14 protein-coding genes are annotated in these 17038 nt (G+C 37.2%); 3 read left to right on the top strand and 11 right to left on the bottom strand.

Features of this window, described 5'->3' with window-relative positions; all coding sequences use genetic code 11:
- Positions 1–132: 132 nt before the first annotated feature.
- Positions 133–2436, bottom strand: a complete 2304-nt coding sequence (locus tag HMPREF2963_RS00440) for a CAP domain-containing protein (protein ID WP_003069170.1) — start codon at positions 2434–2436, stop codon at positions 133–135.
- A 236-nt stretch (positions 2437–2672) separates the two neighbouring features.
- Between HMPREF2963_RS00440 and HMPREF2963_RS00435 the strand changes: the two genes are divergently transcribed.
- On the top strand, positions 2673–3944 hold the full coding sequence (locus tag HMPREF2963_RS00435) for an aminotransferase-like domain-containing protein (protein ID WP_083312512.1): 1272 nt from the start codon (positions 2673–2675) through the stop codon (positions 3942–3944).
- 30 nt (positions 3945–3974) lie between these two features.
- Here HMPREF2963_RS00435 and HMPREF2963_RS00430 read toward each other — a convergent pair whose 3' ends face one another.
- From HMPREF2963_RS00430 to HMPREF2963_RS00410, 5 genes are all read right to left on the bottom strand, one after another.
- A complete protein-coding gene (locus HMPREF2963_RS00430) occupies positions 3975–5717 on the bottom strand; it encodes an ABC transporter ATP-binding protein (protein WP_070667965.1) in 1743 nt (580 codons plus the stop codon).
- The gene (locus HMPREF2963_RS00425) at positions 5717–7459 is read right to left on the bottom strand and encodes an ABC transporter ATP-binding protein (RefSeq protein WP_070667963.1); all 1743 of its coding nucleotides are present in this window, start codon (positions 7457–7459) and stop codon (positions 5717–5719) included. Before HMPREF2963_RS00425 ends, HMPREF2963_RS00430 begins: the two co-directional genes overlap by 1 nt.
- A 95-nt stretch (positions 7460–7554) precedes the next feature.
- Positions 7555–8226, bottom strand: a complete 672-nt coding sequence (locus HMPREF2963_RS00420) for an MmcQ/YjbR family DNA-binding protein (RefSeq protein WP_070667961.1) — start codon at positions 8224–8226, stop codon at positions 7555–7557.
- A gap of 12 nt (positions 8227–8238) precedes the next feature.
- On the bottom strand, positions 8239–8871 hold the full coding sequence (locus HMPREF2963_RS00415) for a copper homeostasis protein CutC (RefSeq protein WP_003024673.1): 633 nt from the start codon (positions 8869–8871) through the stop codon (positions 8239–8241).
- 55 nt (positions 8872–8926) lie between these two features.
- Complete coding sequence (locus HMPREF2963_RS00410; protein ID WP_003034555.1) at positions 8927–9790, bottom strand: GNAT family N-acetyltransferase; 864 nt, start codon at positions 9788–9790, stop codon at positions 8927–8929.
- Between the two features lie 141 nt (positions 9791–9931).
- Between HMPREF2963_RS00410 and HMPREF2963_RS00405 the strand changes: the two genes are divergently transcribed.
- Together HMPREF2963_RS00405 and HMPREF2963_RS00400 are read left to right on the top strand one after the other, a co-directional pair.
- Positions 9932–10456, top strand: a complete 525-nt coding sequence (locus HMPREF2963_RS00405; protein WP_003034468.1) for an ECF transporter S component — start codon at positions 9932–9934, stop codon at positions 10454–10456.
- A 38-nt stretch (positions 10457–10494) separates the two neighbouring features.
- Positions 10495–11004 carry a transcription repressor NadR gene (locus HMPREF2963_RS00400; RefSeq protein WP_006269552.1) on the top strand — a complete coding sequence of 170 codons (510 nt, stop codon included), beginning with the start codon at positions 10495–10497 and terminating at the stop codon, positions 11002–11004.
- Positions 11005–11063: 59 nt separating this feature from the next.
- On the opposite strand, the gene kphA is transcribed toward HMPREF2963_RS00400, so the two are convergent.
- From kphA to ligA, 5 genes are all read right to left on the bottom strand, one after another.
- Positions 11064–11303, bottom strand: a complete 240-nt coding sequence (gene kphA, locus HMPREF2963_RS00395) for an RNA-binding protein KphA (RefSeq protein ID WP_003001620.1) — start codon at positions 11301–11303, stop codon at positions 11064–11066.
- 18 nt (positions 11304–11321) lie between these two features.
- Positions 11322–11594, bottom strand: coding sequence for a 30S ribosomal protein S16 (gene rpsP, locus HMPREF2963_RS00390; protein ID WP_003034395.1), 273 nt, complete (start codon positions 11592–11594; stop codon positions 11322–11324).
- Positions 11595–11710: 116 nt separating this feature from the next.
- Positions 11711–14011, bottom strand: a complete 2301-nt coding sequence (gene pulA, locus HMPREF2963_RS00385; RefSeq protein WP_070667959.1) for a type I pullulanase — start codon at positions 14009–14011, stop codon at positions 11711–11713.
- Positions 14012–14983 carry a diacylglycerol kinase family lipid kinase gene (locus tag HMPREF2963_RS00380; protein WP_070667957.1) on the bottom strand — a complete coding sequence of 324 codons (972 nt, stop codon included), beginning with the start codon at positions 14981–14983 and terminating at the stop codon, positions 14012–14014.
- Positions 14984–14991: 8 nt separating this feature from the next.
- Positions 14992–16950: an NAD-dependent DNA ligase LigA gene (gene ligA / locus HMPREF2963_RS00375; RefSeq protein WP_070667955.1), complete on the bottom strand. Its 1959-nt coding sequence runs from the start codon at positions 16948–16950 to the stop codon at positions 14992–14994.
- Positions 16951–17038: the final 88 nt, after the last annotated feature.

Here is a 17038-nt window from a genome sequence, read left to right as displayed (position 1 = left end):
GATTTTATTTACAAACATTTTCATTCTTCAATGTTAGCTTTTGATCTCTCAATCTAAAAAAGACAAACACTTAAAAATAGAGTTGTTTGTCTTTGGGTCAAAAGATTAGACTTTTCTAAAATCTTCAGCTATTTAATCTTCGTTATTTCTTTTACGATGGCGAGCACTGGATAAAGTTCCCAAACCAAGTAGCAGTCCTAATGCAGCAACCTGATTTGTTTTGGTACCAGTAGCAGGCAGAACTTTTTGACTGCTATTTTGTTGTTGTCTAACTAGCAATGGTTTTGGTTGGTAAGTTCTAGATAAGTGTAATCTTTGTACTTCTACACCTGTTTCTTTTTGAGCCTTCGGAGGAAGTTGACTTTGCAATTGTTCGTAGTTTTCTTGTAACTTGGTATAAATTGAACGAGAAATAGCCAGTTTTGTTTCTTCCTCATTTAACATTTTAACCTTAGCAGCATAATCAGCTTGTGCAGCTTGAAAAGCCTTTTGAGCTGCTTCAAGTGCTTGTGGTGCATTTTGTAATTTTGCCAAGTTATCTTGTACTACTTTTAGTGCAGTTTGACTAGTTTGCAAAGCATCTTTTGCTTTAGCAACATTCAATTCTGCTGTAATTAAGGCTTTCTTTAGTTCTGCTAACTTATTTTTAGCGGTTTCTAGTAATCCTTGTTCTTTTGCTAACGCTGCTTGTTTTGGCGCCAACTTGGATGCAATAGCTGCAGTTGCACGCTTCAAAGCTGCTTCTTTTGTCACAACATTTTGTTTCGCTTTTGTCAAAGCTGCTTCGGCTGTAATCACTCCAGCATTCGCAGTAGCAAGAGCAGCCGAACGATTCGCAGCTAATTTTTGAAGGTCTGCTAATTTTGCCTTTTGGATATTTAAAGTAGATACATAACCCGTTCTTTGAGCTCGCAACACACCTAATTGATTCTTGGCTGCTGTCGCTTGTGCATTTGCGGCTTTTGCAGCACCAGCAAAATTACGGATTGCTTGCTCATAAGCATCTGCGCTAAGAAGAGTACCGTTATTGAAGCGTTCATTAGATGCTGTGTGGAAACCAACTTCATATAAATTATTATATGGATTTGGATCACTACAATATGCTGCTGAAATCGAATTAAAGTTTTTATCCATCATTTGAAGATAGTGACCAACTTTGTAGAAGAAATCAAGCTGACCTCGCTTGTAAAGAGTAGTATAAATTTTATTGGAATCAATGTCTCGCTCATTTGTTGTTAGCCCATACTTAGCTGCCTCAGCCATATATAAGGCTTTTTCTTTATACCAGTAGTCAACCGCTCCTCTTACAGAGCTATTAATGGCCACGTTTTCATTGCCAAAATATTTGCCCATATGCCAATTTGCTCTTCTAAAATAAAGAGTTTGGACTTGGCTGGCTGGATTTTTGTAAGGATCAATCAACAGTTCTTTTAATCCAGCTTGTCTACGGTAAGCATTAATTGCCCTAACCAATTCAATCGCTTTTAAATTATTTTCTAAAGTTGCTGGACTTGTTGAATCAGAACCAACTGTAATACCGTCTTCATGTTTAGCTCTTTCATAAGTCGCTAGAGCTTCAGCAGCTGCATTACGAATCGCTTGGTTGGCTCCATTTGTTTTAGCATGTTGCAAAAATTCACCATAGGTTGCTTTACTCAAGTCAACATTTCTTCTATTAGCAACTGATTGTTCAGCGCGGGTTACTTCAGCAGCTTTTTGATCAATAGCCGCTTGATTTTCTGCAACTTTTTGCTCACTTTGCTTGACTTGTTCAGTAGCTGCATTGATTTCTTTAGGAAGATTAGCGATTTCTTCTTTCACTTTAGCAAGATTTTTTTGCTTTTCTGCCAAATTCTTTTCCGCTTGTTTTTCTTCTTCTTTTGCGCGGTTAAGATCGTGTTCCTCATTGGCAACTGGAGCTTTAGCTGTGTCTAATTCACGTTGTGCAACATCAACAAGTGATTGCTGCCCCGCTACAATATTTTCTTGATTTTTAACAGCTTCTTTTGCCTTTTCTTCCGAACACTTTGCTTCTTGAACCTTCTTCTCCTCTGTTACAACAGTGTCCTCTGCTGTTTTTACTTTTTCTTTTGCAGTTTCAATCACTTCTGAAGTTGCTGCATTTTTTTCTGTTTCTGCATCTGCTACGGCTTTCTGTCTATTTACGACCGCTTCCTTTGAAGTATTTACATCCTCTTTTACTTTATCTACAACTTTCTGTTGTGTATCTTTCTGAACTTTCGCAGCATTTGCTTCCAATTTTGCTGATTGAACGTCAGATTCTGTAACTGGTTTGGTAATTTTTTCAGATGTCTTTGGTTCAGTAGATTGTGGTTTTACTTCTTCGGCGCTTACTTGATGTGATAAACTACCCGAAATAATTGTCGTTGCAGCTAAACCGGTCGCAACGACTGACTTTTTTAGTTTTCTCTCCATTAGAGGACCTCCTAATATACTTGCTATTTTTTATTATAAACCATTTCAACCCAAATTACAATTCCACTAATGTATTACACAGATAACTATTTCATTAAATTTCTTTTACACTGATTATTTAGTGGAGAGTAATCCACAGGACAATCTTATACAACACAAACTATCATTTCCTGATTGTAAAAGATTTCAAAATACGCTACAATAAAGAAAATTTCTTCTGTATGGGGACAGTTAAGATGCCAAAATCTAAATATCAATGTATCGTAGATCGGATTCGTCAAGATATTCAAAATGGGAAATTGCTCAAGGGGCAGAAGATTCCTTCTATTCGTAAGTTAGCAGATAAGTATCATTGTAGCAAAGATACAGCCCAGAAGGCACTAATGGAATTAAAATATCAAAAATACATCTATGCTGTTCCCAAGAGTGGCTACTATGTCTTAGAAAATAGTCTGGAAGATCAGCAATATATGGAATTATCTGTCAGGGATGACCGCCACCAAATTTATGAAGATTTTCGAATTTGTCTCAATGAAACACTGATTGGACGAGAAAATTATCTTTTTAACTACTATTCACAGCAGGAAGGGTTGGAGGACTTGCGTCAGTCGGTTCAGCAACTGCTTCTCGATTCAGCTGTTTACACATCTGCCGACAAACTGGTTCTAACCTCTGGTACCCAGCAAGCTCTTTATATTCTGTCACAAATTGTCTTTCCAAACGAAAAACATGAAATTTTAGTTGAGCAGCCGACTTATCATCGAATAAACGATTTGCTAACTGCCCAAAAACTTCCTTATCAAACGATTGAACGGACTCCGGAAGGAATTGATTTAGAAGAATTGGAATGGATTTTCCGAACGGGTCATATCAAGTTTTTCTATACCATTCCACGCTTTCACTACCCTTTAGGACATTCTTACAACCGAAAAGAAAAAGAGGAAATCATTCGTCTTGCTCAGCTTTATGATGTTTATATCGTAGAAGATGATTATTTAGCTGACTTTGACAGCAAACATGAGTTGACCTTTCATTACTTGGACGACAGCCAACATGTCATTTATATCAAATCTTTTTCTGCCAGTCTTTTTCCCGCCTTACGAATAACAGCTCTACTACTGCCATCGGATATTCAATCGGCTTTCATTGCTTATAAGAAAGCAGTAGACTACGATAGCAATCTCATCATGCAAAAAGCCCTATCTCTTTACATTGATAATCTTATGTTTGAGAAAAATCGTCTTTTTCTTCTCAATAAACAAGAAAAAGAAGTAATGAGAGCTAAAAAACTTTTAAGTGAAAATCAACTCAAACTTTCCTACTTTCTCAATAGGGATGGTATCTTACTGGATCTACGTGGACTTAAATCTGTCAGCTCTTTCAAACACAGCAATCTATCTTTGGATTTTTTTGAATCAAGTTACATACATGATTGTCCTTATCAATACGCAAAAATTAGATATGAAAATCTAGAAAAAACCTTACAACATTTAAATAAATATTTATAAAAGGAGCCGAAGCTCCTTTTTTCTAAGAAATCACTCCTCTCCCATCATACCTGCTTGAAGTTGGTACATTTTATAATAAGTACCGTTGAGAGTTAAGAGTTCCTCGTGAGTGCCTGATTCGATAATTCGGCCTTGCTCCATCACATAAATACAGTTAGCATCCTGAATAGTGGACAGGCGGTGAGCGATGGCAATAGTCGTTCGTCCTTGACGCATTTTTCTCAGCGAAGCCTGAATCAGTTCTTCGGTTTCTGAATCAATATTGGCGGTTGCTTCATCCAAAATTAAGATTTTAGGTTTGCTTGCAATTGTTCTAGCGAAAGCTAGCAATTGTCTTTGACCACTCGAAAAAGTCGCCCCTCTCTCTGTCACCGGGCTATCGTAGTTTGCAGGTAGCCGACTGATAAAGTCGTGCGCGTCAACAAATTTAGCAGCGTCTATAATCTCTTCTCGGCCTAGATTTTCTTGATACATTTTGATATTAGAAGCAATGGTACCATGATAAAGGAATGGGTCTTGAAGAACTAATCCAACATTGCGACGCAGTTCAGCTTGGCCGTAATCCTTAATGTTTTGATTATCAATTAAAATTTCTCCTCTTTCAAATTCATAAAAACGCAGAAAGAGATTGATGATAGAAGACTTGCCTGAGCCCGTTGCACCGACAAAAGCAATTGTCTCCCCTTGTTTGACTGAAAATGAGATATCCTTAAGAATATCATGCTTGCCATCATATGAAAAGGAAACATGCCGAAATTCAATCTTTCCATCTGTAATCTCTAGCGGTAAATTGGTTTGCTTCGGTTCATAATCTTTACAGTCCATGATTTCAAAAACGCGGCCTGCAGCTACTATAGATGTTTGCAAAACAGAATAATTCTGCATCAAATCAATCAAAGGATTAAAAAGCTGATTGACATATTGGACAAAGGCATACATAACTCCGGCTGTTACTCCTGCAATTTGCCAAGTAAAACCAAAATAAGCTAAAATGACCGCATAAGCTAAAATTTTCAACAAAGACATGGCTGGCCGCAGAAAAAGGCTATTAATATTAAGATAGCGAACTGTATAATCCAAATGCTCGCTGTTAATAGTTTCAAATTCTTTTATTAATCGATTTTCCTGACCAAATGCCTGAATAATACGCATTCCCTCAATACTTTCAGAAAGTTTAACATTCAAATCGCTTAGTTTACTTCTGACAAGCTTGAGGAGACGATTAGATAAGCGTTGATAAAGCAAAATGGAACTTAACATGACTGGTAAAAAGAGTACAATAAGACCTGTCAATCGCCAATTCAAGCTAAACATCGTCACCAATGTTACAACAAGAATAAAAACAGAGCTTAAAAAACTTGAAAAGATACTACTAAACATATCCGCTACTGCTTGTGTATCATTTGTCAAACGGGAGACAATCGCTCCTGCTGGGGTCTGATCAAAATAGACCATCCCTAAATGCTCAATATTTTCAAAACTTTCTTGACGCAAATCGCGAACAATGCTATGTGCCACACGGGCAAAAGAATATTGTCCCAAGAAAGTAAATAACACTCGCAAAAGAAAAAGAGCATAGTACATAATCAGAACATAAAAACCTGTCATAATCTGATAACGACTAATAAAATGGTCAATGAAATAGCGAGCTAAAAGTGGCAAAGTTGTCGTTACCAAGGTTGTCGCAAAGATGAAAACGAGCGCCAAAATGCTAATCCATTTATAACGCCACATATAAGTTAGAAGGCGATAAAAGGTTACTTGTTTTCTCATTATCGATCCTCTTTTAGATTTTCTGCCAATTGTTGTTTATGATAAGTTTGTGCATACCAACCATTTTGAGTTAATAATTCTTGGTGAGTACCCCGTTCTTTAATTCGTCCATTTTCCATCACTAAAATCAAATCAGCATGAACAACCGCTGACAGTCTGTGGGCGGTAATAATAGTTGTTTTGTCGTCTCTTTCTGTTTTGAGGTTTTTCAAAATCAAGTGTTCTGTTTTAGCATCAACAGCAGATAAAGAGTCGTCCAATATTAAAATATCTGGTTTAAGAACAAGTGCTCGACTCATTGCTAAACGTTGCTTTTGTCCCCCTGAAAGAGACACACCTCTCTCACCAACAATCGTATGAAAACCTTCTGGCATGGCAACAATATCTTCATAAAGACCACACAGCTTACTACTTTGAATCACTTCATCATCTGATAGACTTGGATTTGCAAATCGAATATTATCTATAATTGACATTGCAAAAAGAATCTGCTCCTGTGGTACATAACCAGTCAAACTCCGCAAATCCTTTAATCTATACTCTCGAATATCATGATCATTCAGATAAATAGCACCATCTTGAATATCTTGCTCTCTCATCAGTAAGCGCAAAAGTGTCGTCTTACCAGAACCTGTTTGTCCGACGATTCCTAACGTTTGCCCTTTTTCTAACGAAAAGTGAATATTGGACAAAGTTGCTGTTTCCTTATAAGAAAAACATTTAATGTTATAGACCAAACGACCGTTTTGGATAGGGGAAACTGGTTTTTTTGTCTCTTTGACATCAGATTTTTCTGCTAACAGTCGCTCAATCCGCTCATAAGAAACTGCCCCCCTCTGGCTAATATTAAAAAGATAACCCATTGCCTGCAAAGGCCACACTAACATATCCAGATAAGTGATAAATGTTACTAATTCTCCAACTGTAAATTGTCCTCTAGAGATGAACAGTCCACCAAAAATCAAGGTTAAAGCATAAGATAAGCCGATGAAAATCAACACCATAGGATCAAAGAGAGAATTGTATTTTGCAGCTAGAATATTTTTTTCATAGACATCCTGATTTATTTTTGCAAAAGATTGACTTTCTGCTGTTTGATAGCCAAATGATTTAGTCACTTTAATTCCCGAAACACTTTCCTGCACCTTATTGTTCAAATCAGAAAAAGCTTCTTGGGCTGCCTTAAAACTCTCATGATTTTTTCGCCCAATTAGACTCGTTCCCCAAGAAAGAAATGGCAATGGTAAGGTGGCAATCAAAGTCAGGCGCCAGTCTAAAACAAAAAACATAGTCAACAGCGTTACCAGAGCTGTGATAGTGGCATCTACTGCCGACATAACGCCTCCACCTGCCACGCTCACAACTGCATTAATATCATTTGTTGCATGCGCCATCAAGTCTCCTGTTCGATATTTTTGATAAAAAGACGGAGACATTTTAGTAAAATGCTCAAAAAGCCGAGAACGCAACAGTCTTCCCAAATGATTTGCTGTACCAAAAATATATAGCCGCCAAAGATAACGCAGTCCATACATGATAAAAGCTGAAGCAAGCAAAACCGAAAGATTTAAAACTAATTGGTTTGATGTTAGATTTCGACTAGCAATACGGTCAATTACCACACCAATTACTCTAGGGGGGATTAAATTAAAAACACTAACCAAAGACAAGGCTAGAATTCCAATTATATATCGCTTTCTCTCTAGCCTGAAAAACCAACCTAATTTTCTGATAAGATTCATATTCTCTCCTCAATTATTGCTGATTACCATTATACACTATTTTGTACAATCACTCGTAAAAATAAAACACAGTCAGTGCAAGCTAACTGTGTTTCTCATTTCTTTTTGGTTAATGTAAAACTTTCGTCCAAAAGAGCAAAAAGTTCTATATCTGTTAAAGTATCATCCAAGGGCAGGCTAAGCCAATATTTTTTGTTCATGTGAAAGGCTGGGTAGATCCCCTTTCTCTGAATTAGCTCTACCACATGTTCATTCTTAATATTAAGTATCTCAATAATACCACTTCGATCTGCTTCAAACTTAGACCAATCTGTAGTCAGAAAGGCCCCATACCATTTTTTAGTATCCTGATGTCGAAAAACACCAGCATGAAGATTGCCATTTTTTGAAGAACTCTCCCAGAGATATTCCAGTCGTCCGCCATAGGTCTTCGCTACATAATCCTGCAAGCGGCTGCTCTGTTCATAAAGAAAGCCAACTTCCTCAAAACAATTAGCTCGAATCATCAAAAAAATCTTCTGACAAGCTTCACGGACTTGACCGACAAATTCACCTGTCATAGTCCTCATTTTGACTTGCACGTATTCATCACCAGTCTCTTGGTCAAACACTTGATAGTCCAGCTTCTCACCCTGAAGTTTTAGCTGTAACAGAAAATCACCATTCATTATTTCCTGAGAATAAACAAACTCTTCTCCTCTTTTTTCAAAACCAAATACCTGTAATTTTTCTGGATTTGCTTGATATTTCTCAAATAAGTCTAACATGATCTTCACTTTCTAAAATACAATTTTGGTACCATGAAGTTGATTGACGCCGAGCTTTGCAACAATTTCATCACGATTATCAACCGTAATACCGCCTCCTGGTAAAATATCAATCCGACCAGCTGCATGATTTATCAATTCATATAACCAAGAAAAATGCTCTTGAATCGGCTCTTCTGCCAGTCCACCGTGAGTTAGAATCCGTTTCACGCTATGTTCCATTAGCCAGTCCATTTCACTAAATTGATGTTCTCTTGGAGTAGCGTCAAAAGCCATGTGAAAGACGACTTCCAGCCCTTGCGAGGCTTTTAATAATTTTTCCATTTTTGGATAATCAATTTTATTAGCAGTTGTCAAAACACCAAAAACAAGTCCGTGTGTCCCAGCGCTACGCGCCATTTGAATGTCTTCTAGCATGATTTCCATTTCCAAGTCATTGTATACAAAGTCTCCCCCGCGTGGACGAATCATCGTCATAACGGTCACATTGTAAGGTTTTGCTAGCTCAACAGCTGCTTTTATGACACCGTAACTAGGCGTTGTTCCGCCAACTGCTAGATTATCGCAAAGTTCAATTCGTCGAGCACCAGCCTGCATGGCTTTTTCCAAATTAGTCACATTTTCTGCACAAAATTCATAAATCATTTTTGACCTCTTCTATATGAAACAGTTTTCTTGACCATTATAACACAATCTTTATTTATTCCTCAAACTTCTTTGCGACTCGTTGACACCAATCTAACCAATTTTTCTTGTAATCCGACACAGACAAAATTCGATTTTCTAAATCTTTTATTGTAGCAATACCTATTTTGTCACAAACTTGAAGACAATAGGAATAGAACTCCCAATTCAAATCGTCTTTTTCTGCATAAACTGGAATCTCTTCAAAACCAGCTTGATAAGCTATAAATGCTCTACTGTGTCCATCAGTAAAAAAGATTTTGTCTTGGAAGCGCTTAATTGGCAAGGGTTTTAAACTACTTATGTTCTTTGTATCAAACCATGTCTGAACCTGCTTTAGTTTCTCTTCTGAAAGATAAAATTGACTTGGTTGAATAGCTGATAAAGGAAGCAGTAAATCCAAAGCATAGCGATGTCCTTTTTCAGTCTTTTCTATGGGATAAAATCCTACCGATTCAAACATCTTTTTAGAAGCAGTATTGTAATCATAAATTTCTCGAACATACAAACGTTCATAGCCCAGCTGACGTCCACGTTCAATTAATGCTTGAACAACGGTCTTCCCGATTCCATGACCACGATAATCTGAGTTACCAATAACAATAGGCATATCCTCTTGCCAAAAACTTACATCACCAATTGGCATCCAATTTTCATTTATCAGAATCTCAATAAAATACACTTCTCCATGCTGAGTAAGATAGTCATACATTTTCTTGATTCGCTGAAGTGTATAAGGCTCTCTACTACCATCAATCAAACGGATTACATCAGGATTCTGATACCAAGAAAAAGCTAGATGAGCTTGTCCATCATACTTTCGCAAACGTAAGGAAGAATGAATAGCAATATACTCTGGCTGTTCCAACATATCTATCATAGTTTTCTCCTCTTATTAATATTCTAACAAACATAGTACCTACTATTTAAGAATTTTGTTTACTTTATCAAAATTTTCTCTTGACATTATCTGTAAAAACAGTAAAATATACTTATGTGTATACAGTAAATGGAGGGGATTATGAAACCAAAAACAAAAAACCAATTTATAACTCTCACAGCTCTTTTGACAGCGCTAGCTATTGTCATTCCTATGATTATGCCTGTAAAAATTATTATTCCACCCGCTTCTTATACGTTAGCAAGCCATGTCCCTATCTTTTTAGCCATGTTTATCTCTCCTTTGATGACTTTAGTCGTTATTCTAGGTTCCACCTTTGGATTCTTAGCAGCTGGTTATCCTATTGTTATTGTTCTTCGTGCCTTATCTCATCTCTTCTTCGGATTGTTAGGTGCTCTTTACCTTAGAAAATATCCTAAAACTTTAGATAAACCAATTCAAACTTGGATACTAAATATTATTCTTGCTTTCGTTCACGCGATTGCTGAAGTTCTTGCTTGTCTCATCTTTTACGCCTCTACTTCTTTTCCAGAAAATATGTTTTACCTTCTCTTCATTCTCGTAGGTGTTGGAACAATTATTCATAGCATCGTTGACTTTATCATTGCACAATTTATTTATAAGACTCTACAAAAAATCCGTTAAACCTTGAATATTTAACGGATTTATTCTACAATGAATTTATGATAAAAAAAAGAAGAACTGATTTATTACAACTTTTAAAAAATGCGGAAACTCCTTTAAATGGTCAAATTCTAGCAGAAAAATTCAATGTTACGCGCCAAATTATTGTTCAAGATATTGCCGTTCTTCGAGCTGATGGTGCTCCTATTATTAGCACAAATCGGGGTTATATTTACAAAATGAACGATACTGTTAAATATTACCACCAGCTTTTTAAAGTCAAGCACACAATTGAAGATATCGAAACAGAATTGTTAGCAATCGTAGACAATGGCGGACGAGTCCAAAATATTATGGTGGAGCATCCCGTTTATGGGGAAATCCAAACGTATCTGAAATTAACTTGTCGCAGAGATGTCCAACATTTTATCCAACAAATTCATGAAAGTAATTTTCGAGGTTTATCTGAATTGACAGATGGTATTCATTATCATTTGGTTGAAGCCGATTCGCAGCAAGATTTAGATTATATCGAAAAAGCATTAGAAAACTTAGGTTTTCTAATGTAAAACATACACAAGTCATTTTAAGTATAGATTTCCAAAAATAGAGCCTAAGTGGCTCTATTTTATTTTTCATCAATAACAATTCTAACTTTTTTATCTTCGGTTGGAACAGAGTAAACAATCGTTCTTATCGCAGAAATTGTGCGACCTTTACGACCAATTACACGTCCAACATCGCTAGGATCAAGATCCAAATGATATTCCAAAAATTCTGGTGTATCTTCAATCTTGATAGTTAAAGCATCTGGTTGTGAAATCAAAGGTTTCACTATTGCAATAATAAGATTTTCAATCGTGTCCATAGTCAACCTGCAATTCTGTTATTTAGAGTATTTTGAATCGTGAAATTTCTTCATCACACCAGCTTTTGAAAGAATGTTACGAACTGTATCAGAAGGTTGAGCACCTTTCGACAACCAGTCAAGAACACGATCTTCTTTCAAGGTAACTTGGTTTTCAGCAACAAGTGGATTATAAGTTCCGATTGTTTCAATGAAACGTCCATCACGTGGTGAACGTGAATCTGCTACGTTAATACGATAGTAAGGTTTTTTCTTAGAACCCATACGAGTTAAACGAATTTTAACTGCCATTTTTAAATTTTCTCTTTTCTCTTTTTATTTTTAGGTATAGCAGAGCTATTACCAATGTACTCTATCATATCACAAGTAAGAATAGGTGTCAAGAAAAAAACTTGACATCTTTAAATTTACCACTCTACAACTTCAAAGACTGTCGCTGTCAAATCTTCAACAAAAGAATCACTAACTTGACGACTATTTCCAGCTACAAGTCTCAAATTGCCAATATCTTCAATGTTGTAACTTTGACCGCTTGCATTGAAAATAATGAGATAATATTTCTCATCTTTCACTTCAAAAATGACAACTCCACTTCCTGTATGAGCTGAGTGCACAAAGACGTGCTGGTAAATGTCTTCGTAATGTTGATAAGAAAATTCTTTTGTCATAGTTTTTAAATGGATAATCTTTTTGATGTAGTCAATACTTTCTTGGTGATCAGCTATCAAATCCCAATTTACCTGATTGACAGTGTCAGGAGCGTTATAACTATTCATAGCACGCTCATGATCTTCCTGAATAGTTTGACCATTTTCTCCAGTTGCTATTAGCTTGCTACGTGAAAATTCCTGTCCTAGTTCCATAAAACTCATACCTTGCAACAGCAGATTCATCGCAGTCGCTAATTCAATCCGTTTAGTACGAGTCAAGTCATCATCATCTGGGTGTAGTTCCACTAACAAGTCATGCAAATTATAATTATCATGCGCTTCTACATAGTTCACAACTTGGTTTGGCGTCAGATAAGTCCCTAACTCATTGCTTCCTAATATTGCTTTCGCAATAATAGCCTCTGTTGCCTCTCCACTGACAAAACCAGCTTTTAAGCCACCGTAGACCTCTGCTCCTTTAATCGCATCACGTTCAGTATCATTGAAAAATCCGATATTTGACAATTCAAAAGCATTATCTTTCTTAGCTTTATCAAGAGGAAGTAATCCTGTTCCCATGTCCCAGCCTTCTCCATAAGTCAGGATTCTCGGATCAATCTCATCTAACGCTTCTCGAATCTGACGCATGGTTTCAATGTCATGAATTCCCATCAAATCAAAACGAAAACCGTCAATATTATACTCTTTTACCCAATAAAGGAGCGAATCAATCATATATTTCCGGAACATCTCGTGCTCACTAGCTGTCTCGCTCCCTACACCTGTTCCGTTTTGGAAAGAGCCATCTGGATTCATTCGATAATAATAATCGGGCATTGTGGCTTGAAAAGAAGAATCATAGGTAGAATAAATATGGTTGTAGACAACGTCTATCACCACGGAAATGTCTGCATCGTGATAGGCTTGAATCATTGTTTTTAAGTCCCGCATGCCTTGAGATGGCTTTGTTGGATTTGTTGAAAAACTCGTTTCTGGAGCATTGTAATTTTGTGGATCATACCCCCAATTGTAGGTCACATTTCCATGCCAATCATACTCTTTGTGTCGATCAGAGATTGGCTGCAATTGTACAACATTGATACCTAAAGATTGGATATAATCAAATCCCGTCGCTTGACCAGATCGATTTTTAGTTCCTTTTTGACAAGCACCTAAAAAGGTACCTCGGTATTTTTTAGATACACCAGAACTACTAGACTTTGTCAAATCTCGCACATGCATTTCATAAATAACTGCCTGACAAGGATTATCCAAACGCCAAGTCGCTTGTTGGCCTTGTTTCACTTGAAAATGTTTTGGATTTCGCTCTGTAGGTGACAAAATGACAGAGCGTTTCCCGTCTTCAGTTGTTGCTTCGGCGTATGGGTCACGCGTCAATGTTTTGTGATGTTCAAACTCTAATTGGTACTGATAAGCTCTATCTGCTAGATCATCTGAAATCACTCGAGACCAAATTCCGATTGTATTTTCAGAATGATCTTTTGAAAAATTTTTCCCTCTTTGTAAGTCATAAACTTTCCAGATTTTCGAGTGGTTACTACCATTCTTATACACCACTAATTGAACTTTTTTTGCAGTAGGTGCCCAAAGTTTAAATTCAGCTTTTTTACCATCATACCGACAACCTAGCCAACCTTGATAGCCCCAATGTTGATCAAAACGTTTGCTATCTAATGCCATATCAAAAGCATGGGGATCTTGCTTTGCATAATACGGACTAGTCATAGCAGCTTGTCGGGAATAATAAACTTGACTGTCTCCTTCAATAATCCAAATTTCCGTCACCAGATGAGGAGGTAATAACTGAATGGAATAATCAACCGACTGGTGAGACCAATCGATTGTTTTTACAATGACATGTACATATCCCAAAGCCTGATTACTCTTATACGATAAATTCCCTTGAATGCCAAAGTCATCTCTCTGAAAAAAAGAAGCCTCCTCTCCCCATTGATTCATTTGCCACTTCCACATATTGTAAGCAGCATAATTGTCTAACTGATTGTGGTAATGAATTAAGACACGATAGTCTAACATCTAATTCTCCTGATTATTTTTATTTTCTAATGACAAAGCGCTATCGCTAATCTCATCAATATTTGCAAAAAATTCTAAATGGTTATGAAGAACTTCTAACTCAACAGGAGTGTCTCCACCATATTCACCATCCAAATTCAACATAAATGGTGCTTTTTTATCTAAAACTTCTAATTTTAATTTACTTGTTTTTAAATATTCTACATTCGCATCAGTCACATGCTGTCCGCCATTGATGGCTTGAATCATTAAGCCCAGCATATCAAATAAGCGAGCAGTTTTCACTAAAATCAAGGTGAAATTTCCGTCATCTAACACCGTATCTGGCGCTAATTTTTCAAAACCACCGATTGAATTGGTTAAGGCAACAAAGATTAAAGAGACCTTGCCTTCAAACACACCGTGGTCGTGCTCAATATGTACTTTACGTAATTTAGATTTTGGCAGCATTTCCGCTCCCTTGGCTACATAAGCAAGATAACCAAGGCGCGATTTTACTTCACTTGGAACACTATATGTTAATTCTGTCAAAGTCCCTGCCGCAGCGATATTGATGAAATATTTTTCCCCATAAGCCTGACCAATATCCATTTTTATGGTTTGATCTTTTTCAATAATCCGAGCAGCTGCTACTGGATCTCCCATTGGAATTTTGAGAGCACGCGCATAATCATTGGTTGTACCAGTAGGAATAAACGCCAACTTAGGACGGTTTTCCAACGGTGCCACGCCATTAACCACTTCGTTAATTGTTCCATCGCCACCAGCTGCCACAATTAAATCAAATCCTGCTTTAGCCGCTCTCTCTGCTTCGTTTTGAGCTGATAAAGGAGCGGGCGTTGTCTGATAAGCACTTGTTTCATAACCCACATCTTCTAAAACGTCTAAAACTTCTGCGATATTTTTTTTAATAATTTCCTGACCAGAGGTCGGATTATAAATCAATCGTGCTCTTTTTCTAGCTGTTTCCATACAAACCTCTACAAGCTCTCAAGCCAAGATTCATCACGAATGTCAATGCCTAACTCTTGAGCTTTTATTAATTTACTTCCTGCATCTGCTCCAGCAACGACTAAACTCGTTTTTTTAGAAACAGAGCTCGTCACCTTTGCACCTAAACTTTCTAATTTTACTTTTGCTTCTGAACGATTCAAGCGTTCTAATTTTCCTGTTAAGACAACGGTCAATCCAGAAAGAACTGCGTTTGCTGCAACTTTTTCACCTAAGTAAGCTAGATTAAGCCCTGCTTCTTTCAATTCTCTCAGTAGAATCTGCGATCCTTCCTGAGCAAAATAACTAGTCAAACTTTCAGCAATCACCATTCCTAGACTATCCAGTGCAACAATTTCTTCTCTTTCTGCTTTTGCTAATTGTTCCAAATCATGAAAATGCTCTAACAAAATCTGACTCGCTTTGCTTCCAACATGGCGAATGCCCAGCCCAAATAGTAATTTCTCTGCTGAATTTTCTTTAGAAGCTTGAATAGCAGAGTACAACTTGTTAGCTGATTTTTCCTTAATATTCTCCAATTGCAACAAATCTTCGACAGTCAAGTGGTAAATGCCAGCCACATCTTTCACCAATTCCTGAGAAAATAATTTCTCCACCACTGCTGGTCCAAGCCCTGTGATATTCATGGCATCACGACTAGCAAAATGAATTAAACCTTCTTTGATTTGTGCAGGACAGCGCGGATTGATACAGCGCAAAGCCACCTCATCTTCAAAGTGAATCAGCTCGCTGTTGCAACTTGGACAGTTCGTTGGAATCTCTAGTTGCTCTTCTGATCGGCGCCTGTTTTCAACCACTCGCAAAACAGCTGGAATGATATCACCCGCCTTATAAACGATAACTGTATCGTCTTTACGAATATCTTTTTCAGCAATGTAATCGACATTGTGCAGAGTTGCTCGACTGACGGTTGTCCCTGCTAATTTCACAGGTGTAAGATTAGCGGTCGGTGTAACCACTCCAGTTCGCCCAACCGTCCAATCAACCGATAAAAGCTGTGCTTCTTTTTCTTCCGCCGGAAATTTATAAGCAATCGCCCATTTAGGAGCTTTCACGGTAAAACCGAGCTCTTCTTGAACAGATAAATCATTTACCTTGATGACAACACCATCAATATCATAAGGCAATTGCGCACGTTCGTGATTGATTTGCTCTATAAATCGCCATACTTCATCCATCGAATATGCCAAAATATGCCGTTCATTTACGCTAAAGCCATTTTTAGATAACTTATTTAAAACAGCTTCTTGAGTTGACACATCTGTTGGACTGGCTTCTTGATAAAGAAAAGTTGCTAGATTTCGCTTGGCAACAATTGCAGTATCCAACTGACGCAGCGTTCCTGCCGCTGCATTTCTCGGATTTGCAAATTCTGGCTCTCCATTTTCTTGACGCAGTTGATTCACTGCGTCAAAAGAACTACGTGGCATGTAACATTCACCACGAACTGTCAAATTTACAGCAGTTGGCAAAGTTAGCGGAATATCTTTCACCCTTTTTAAATTTTCTGTGATATTTTCTCCGACGGAGCCATCTCCCCGAGTGGCTCCTGCAACCAAAATACCATTTTCATACATAAGAGAAATGGAGAGACCATCAATTTTTAACTCACACAGATAACTCACCTTTGGAAAATCTTTGCGAATCCGTACATCAAATGCCTCTAACTCTTCACGTGAAAAAGCATCCTGCAAACTATATAGCGGATACTGATGTTGGTATTTTTCAAACCCTTCTAAAACCTTACCACCCACACGATGAGTTGGGCTATCAGCCTGAACGAGCTCTGGGTATTGCTGTTCTAAATCTAACAATTCATGATATAACCTATCATATTCACTATCCGATACGCTTGGATTATCAGTTGTATAATATTCATGCGCATATTGATTTAGTAGATTCACCAGTTCTAACATTCTGTCTTTCATATTTCTATTTTATCATAAAACATACGATTCTACAGGATTATTACTGTTAATATCATAAAAAATTTAGACATATCAAATAAAACAGCGT

Source organism: Streptococcus sp. HMSC067A03 (genome assembly GCF_001814295.1).
GTDB lineage: Bacteria > Bacillota > Bacilli > Lactobacillales > Streptococcaceae > Streptococcus > Streptococcus constellatus.
This window is presented reverse-complemented; position numbering and strand designations above follow the sequence as displayed.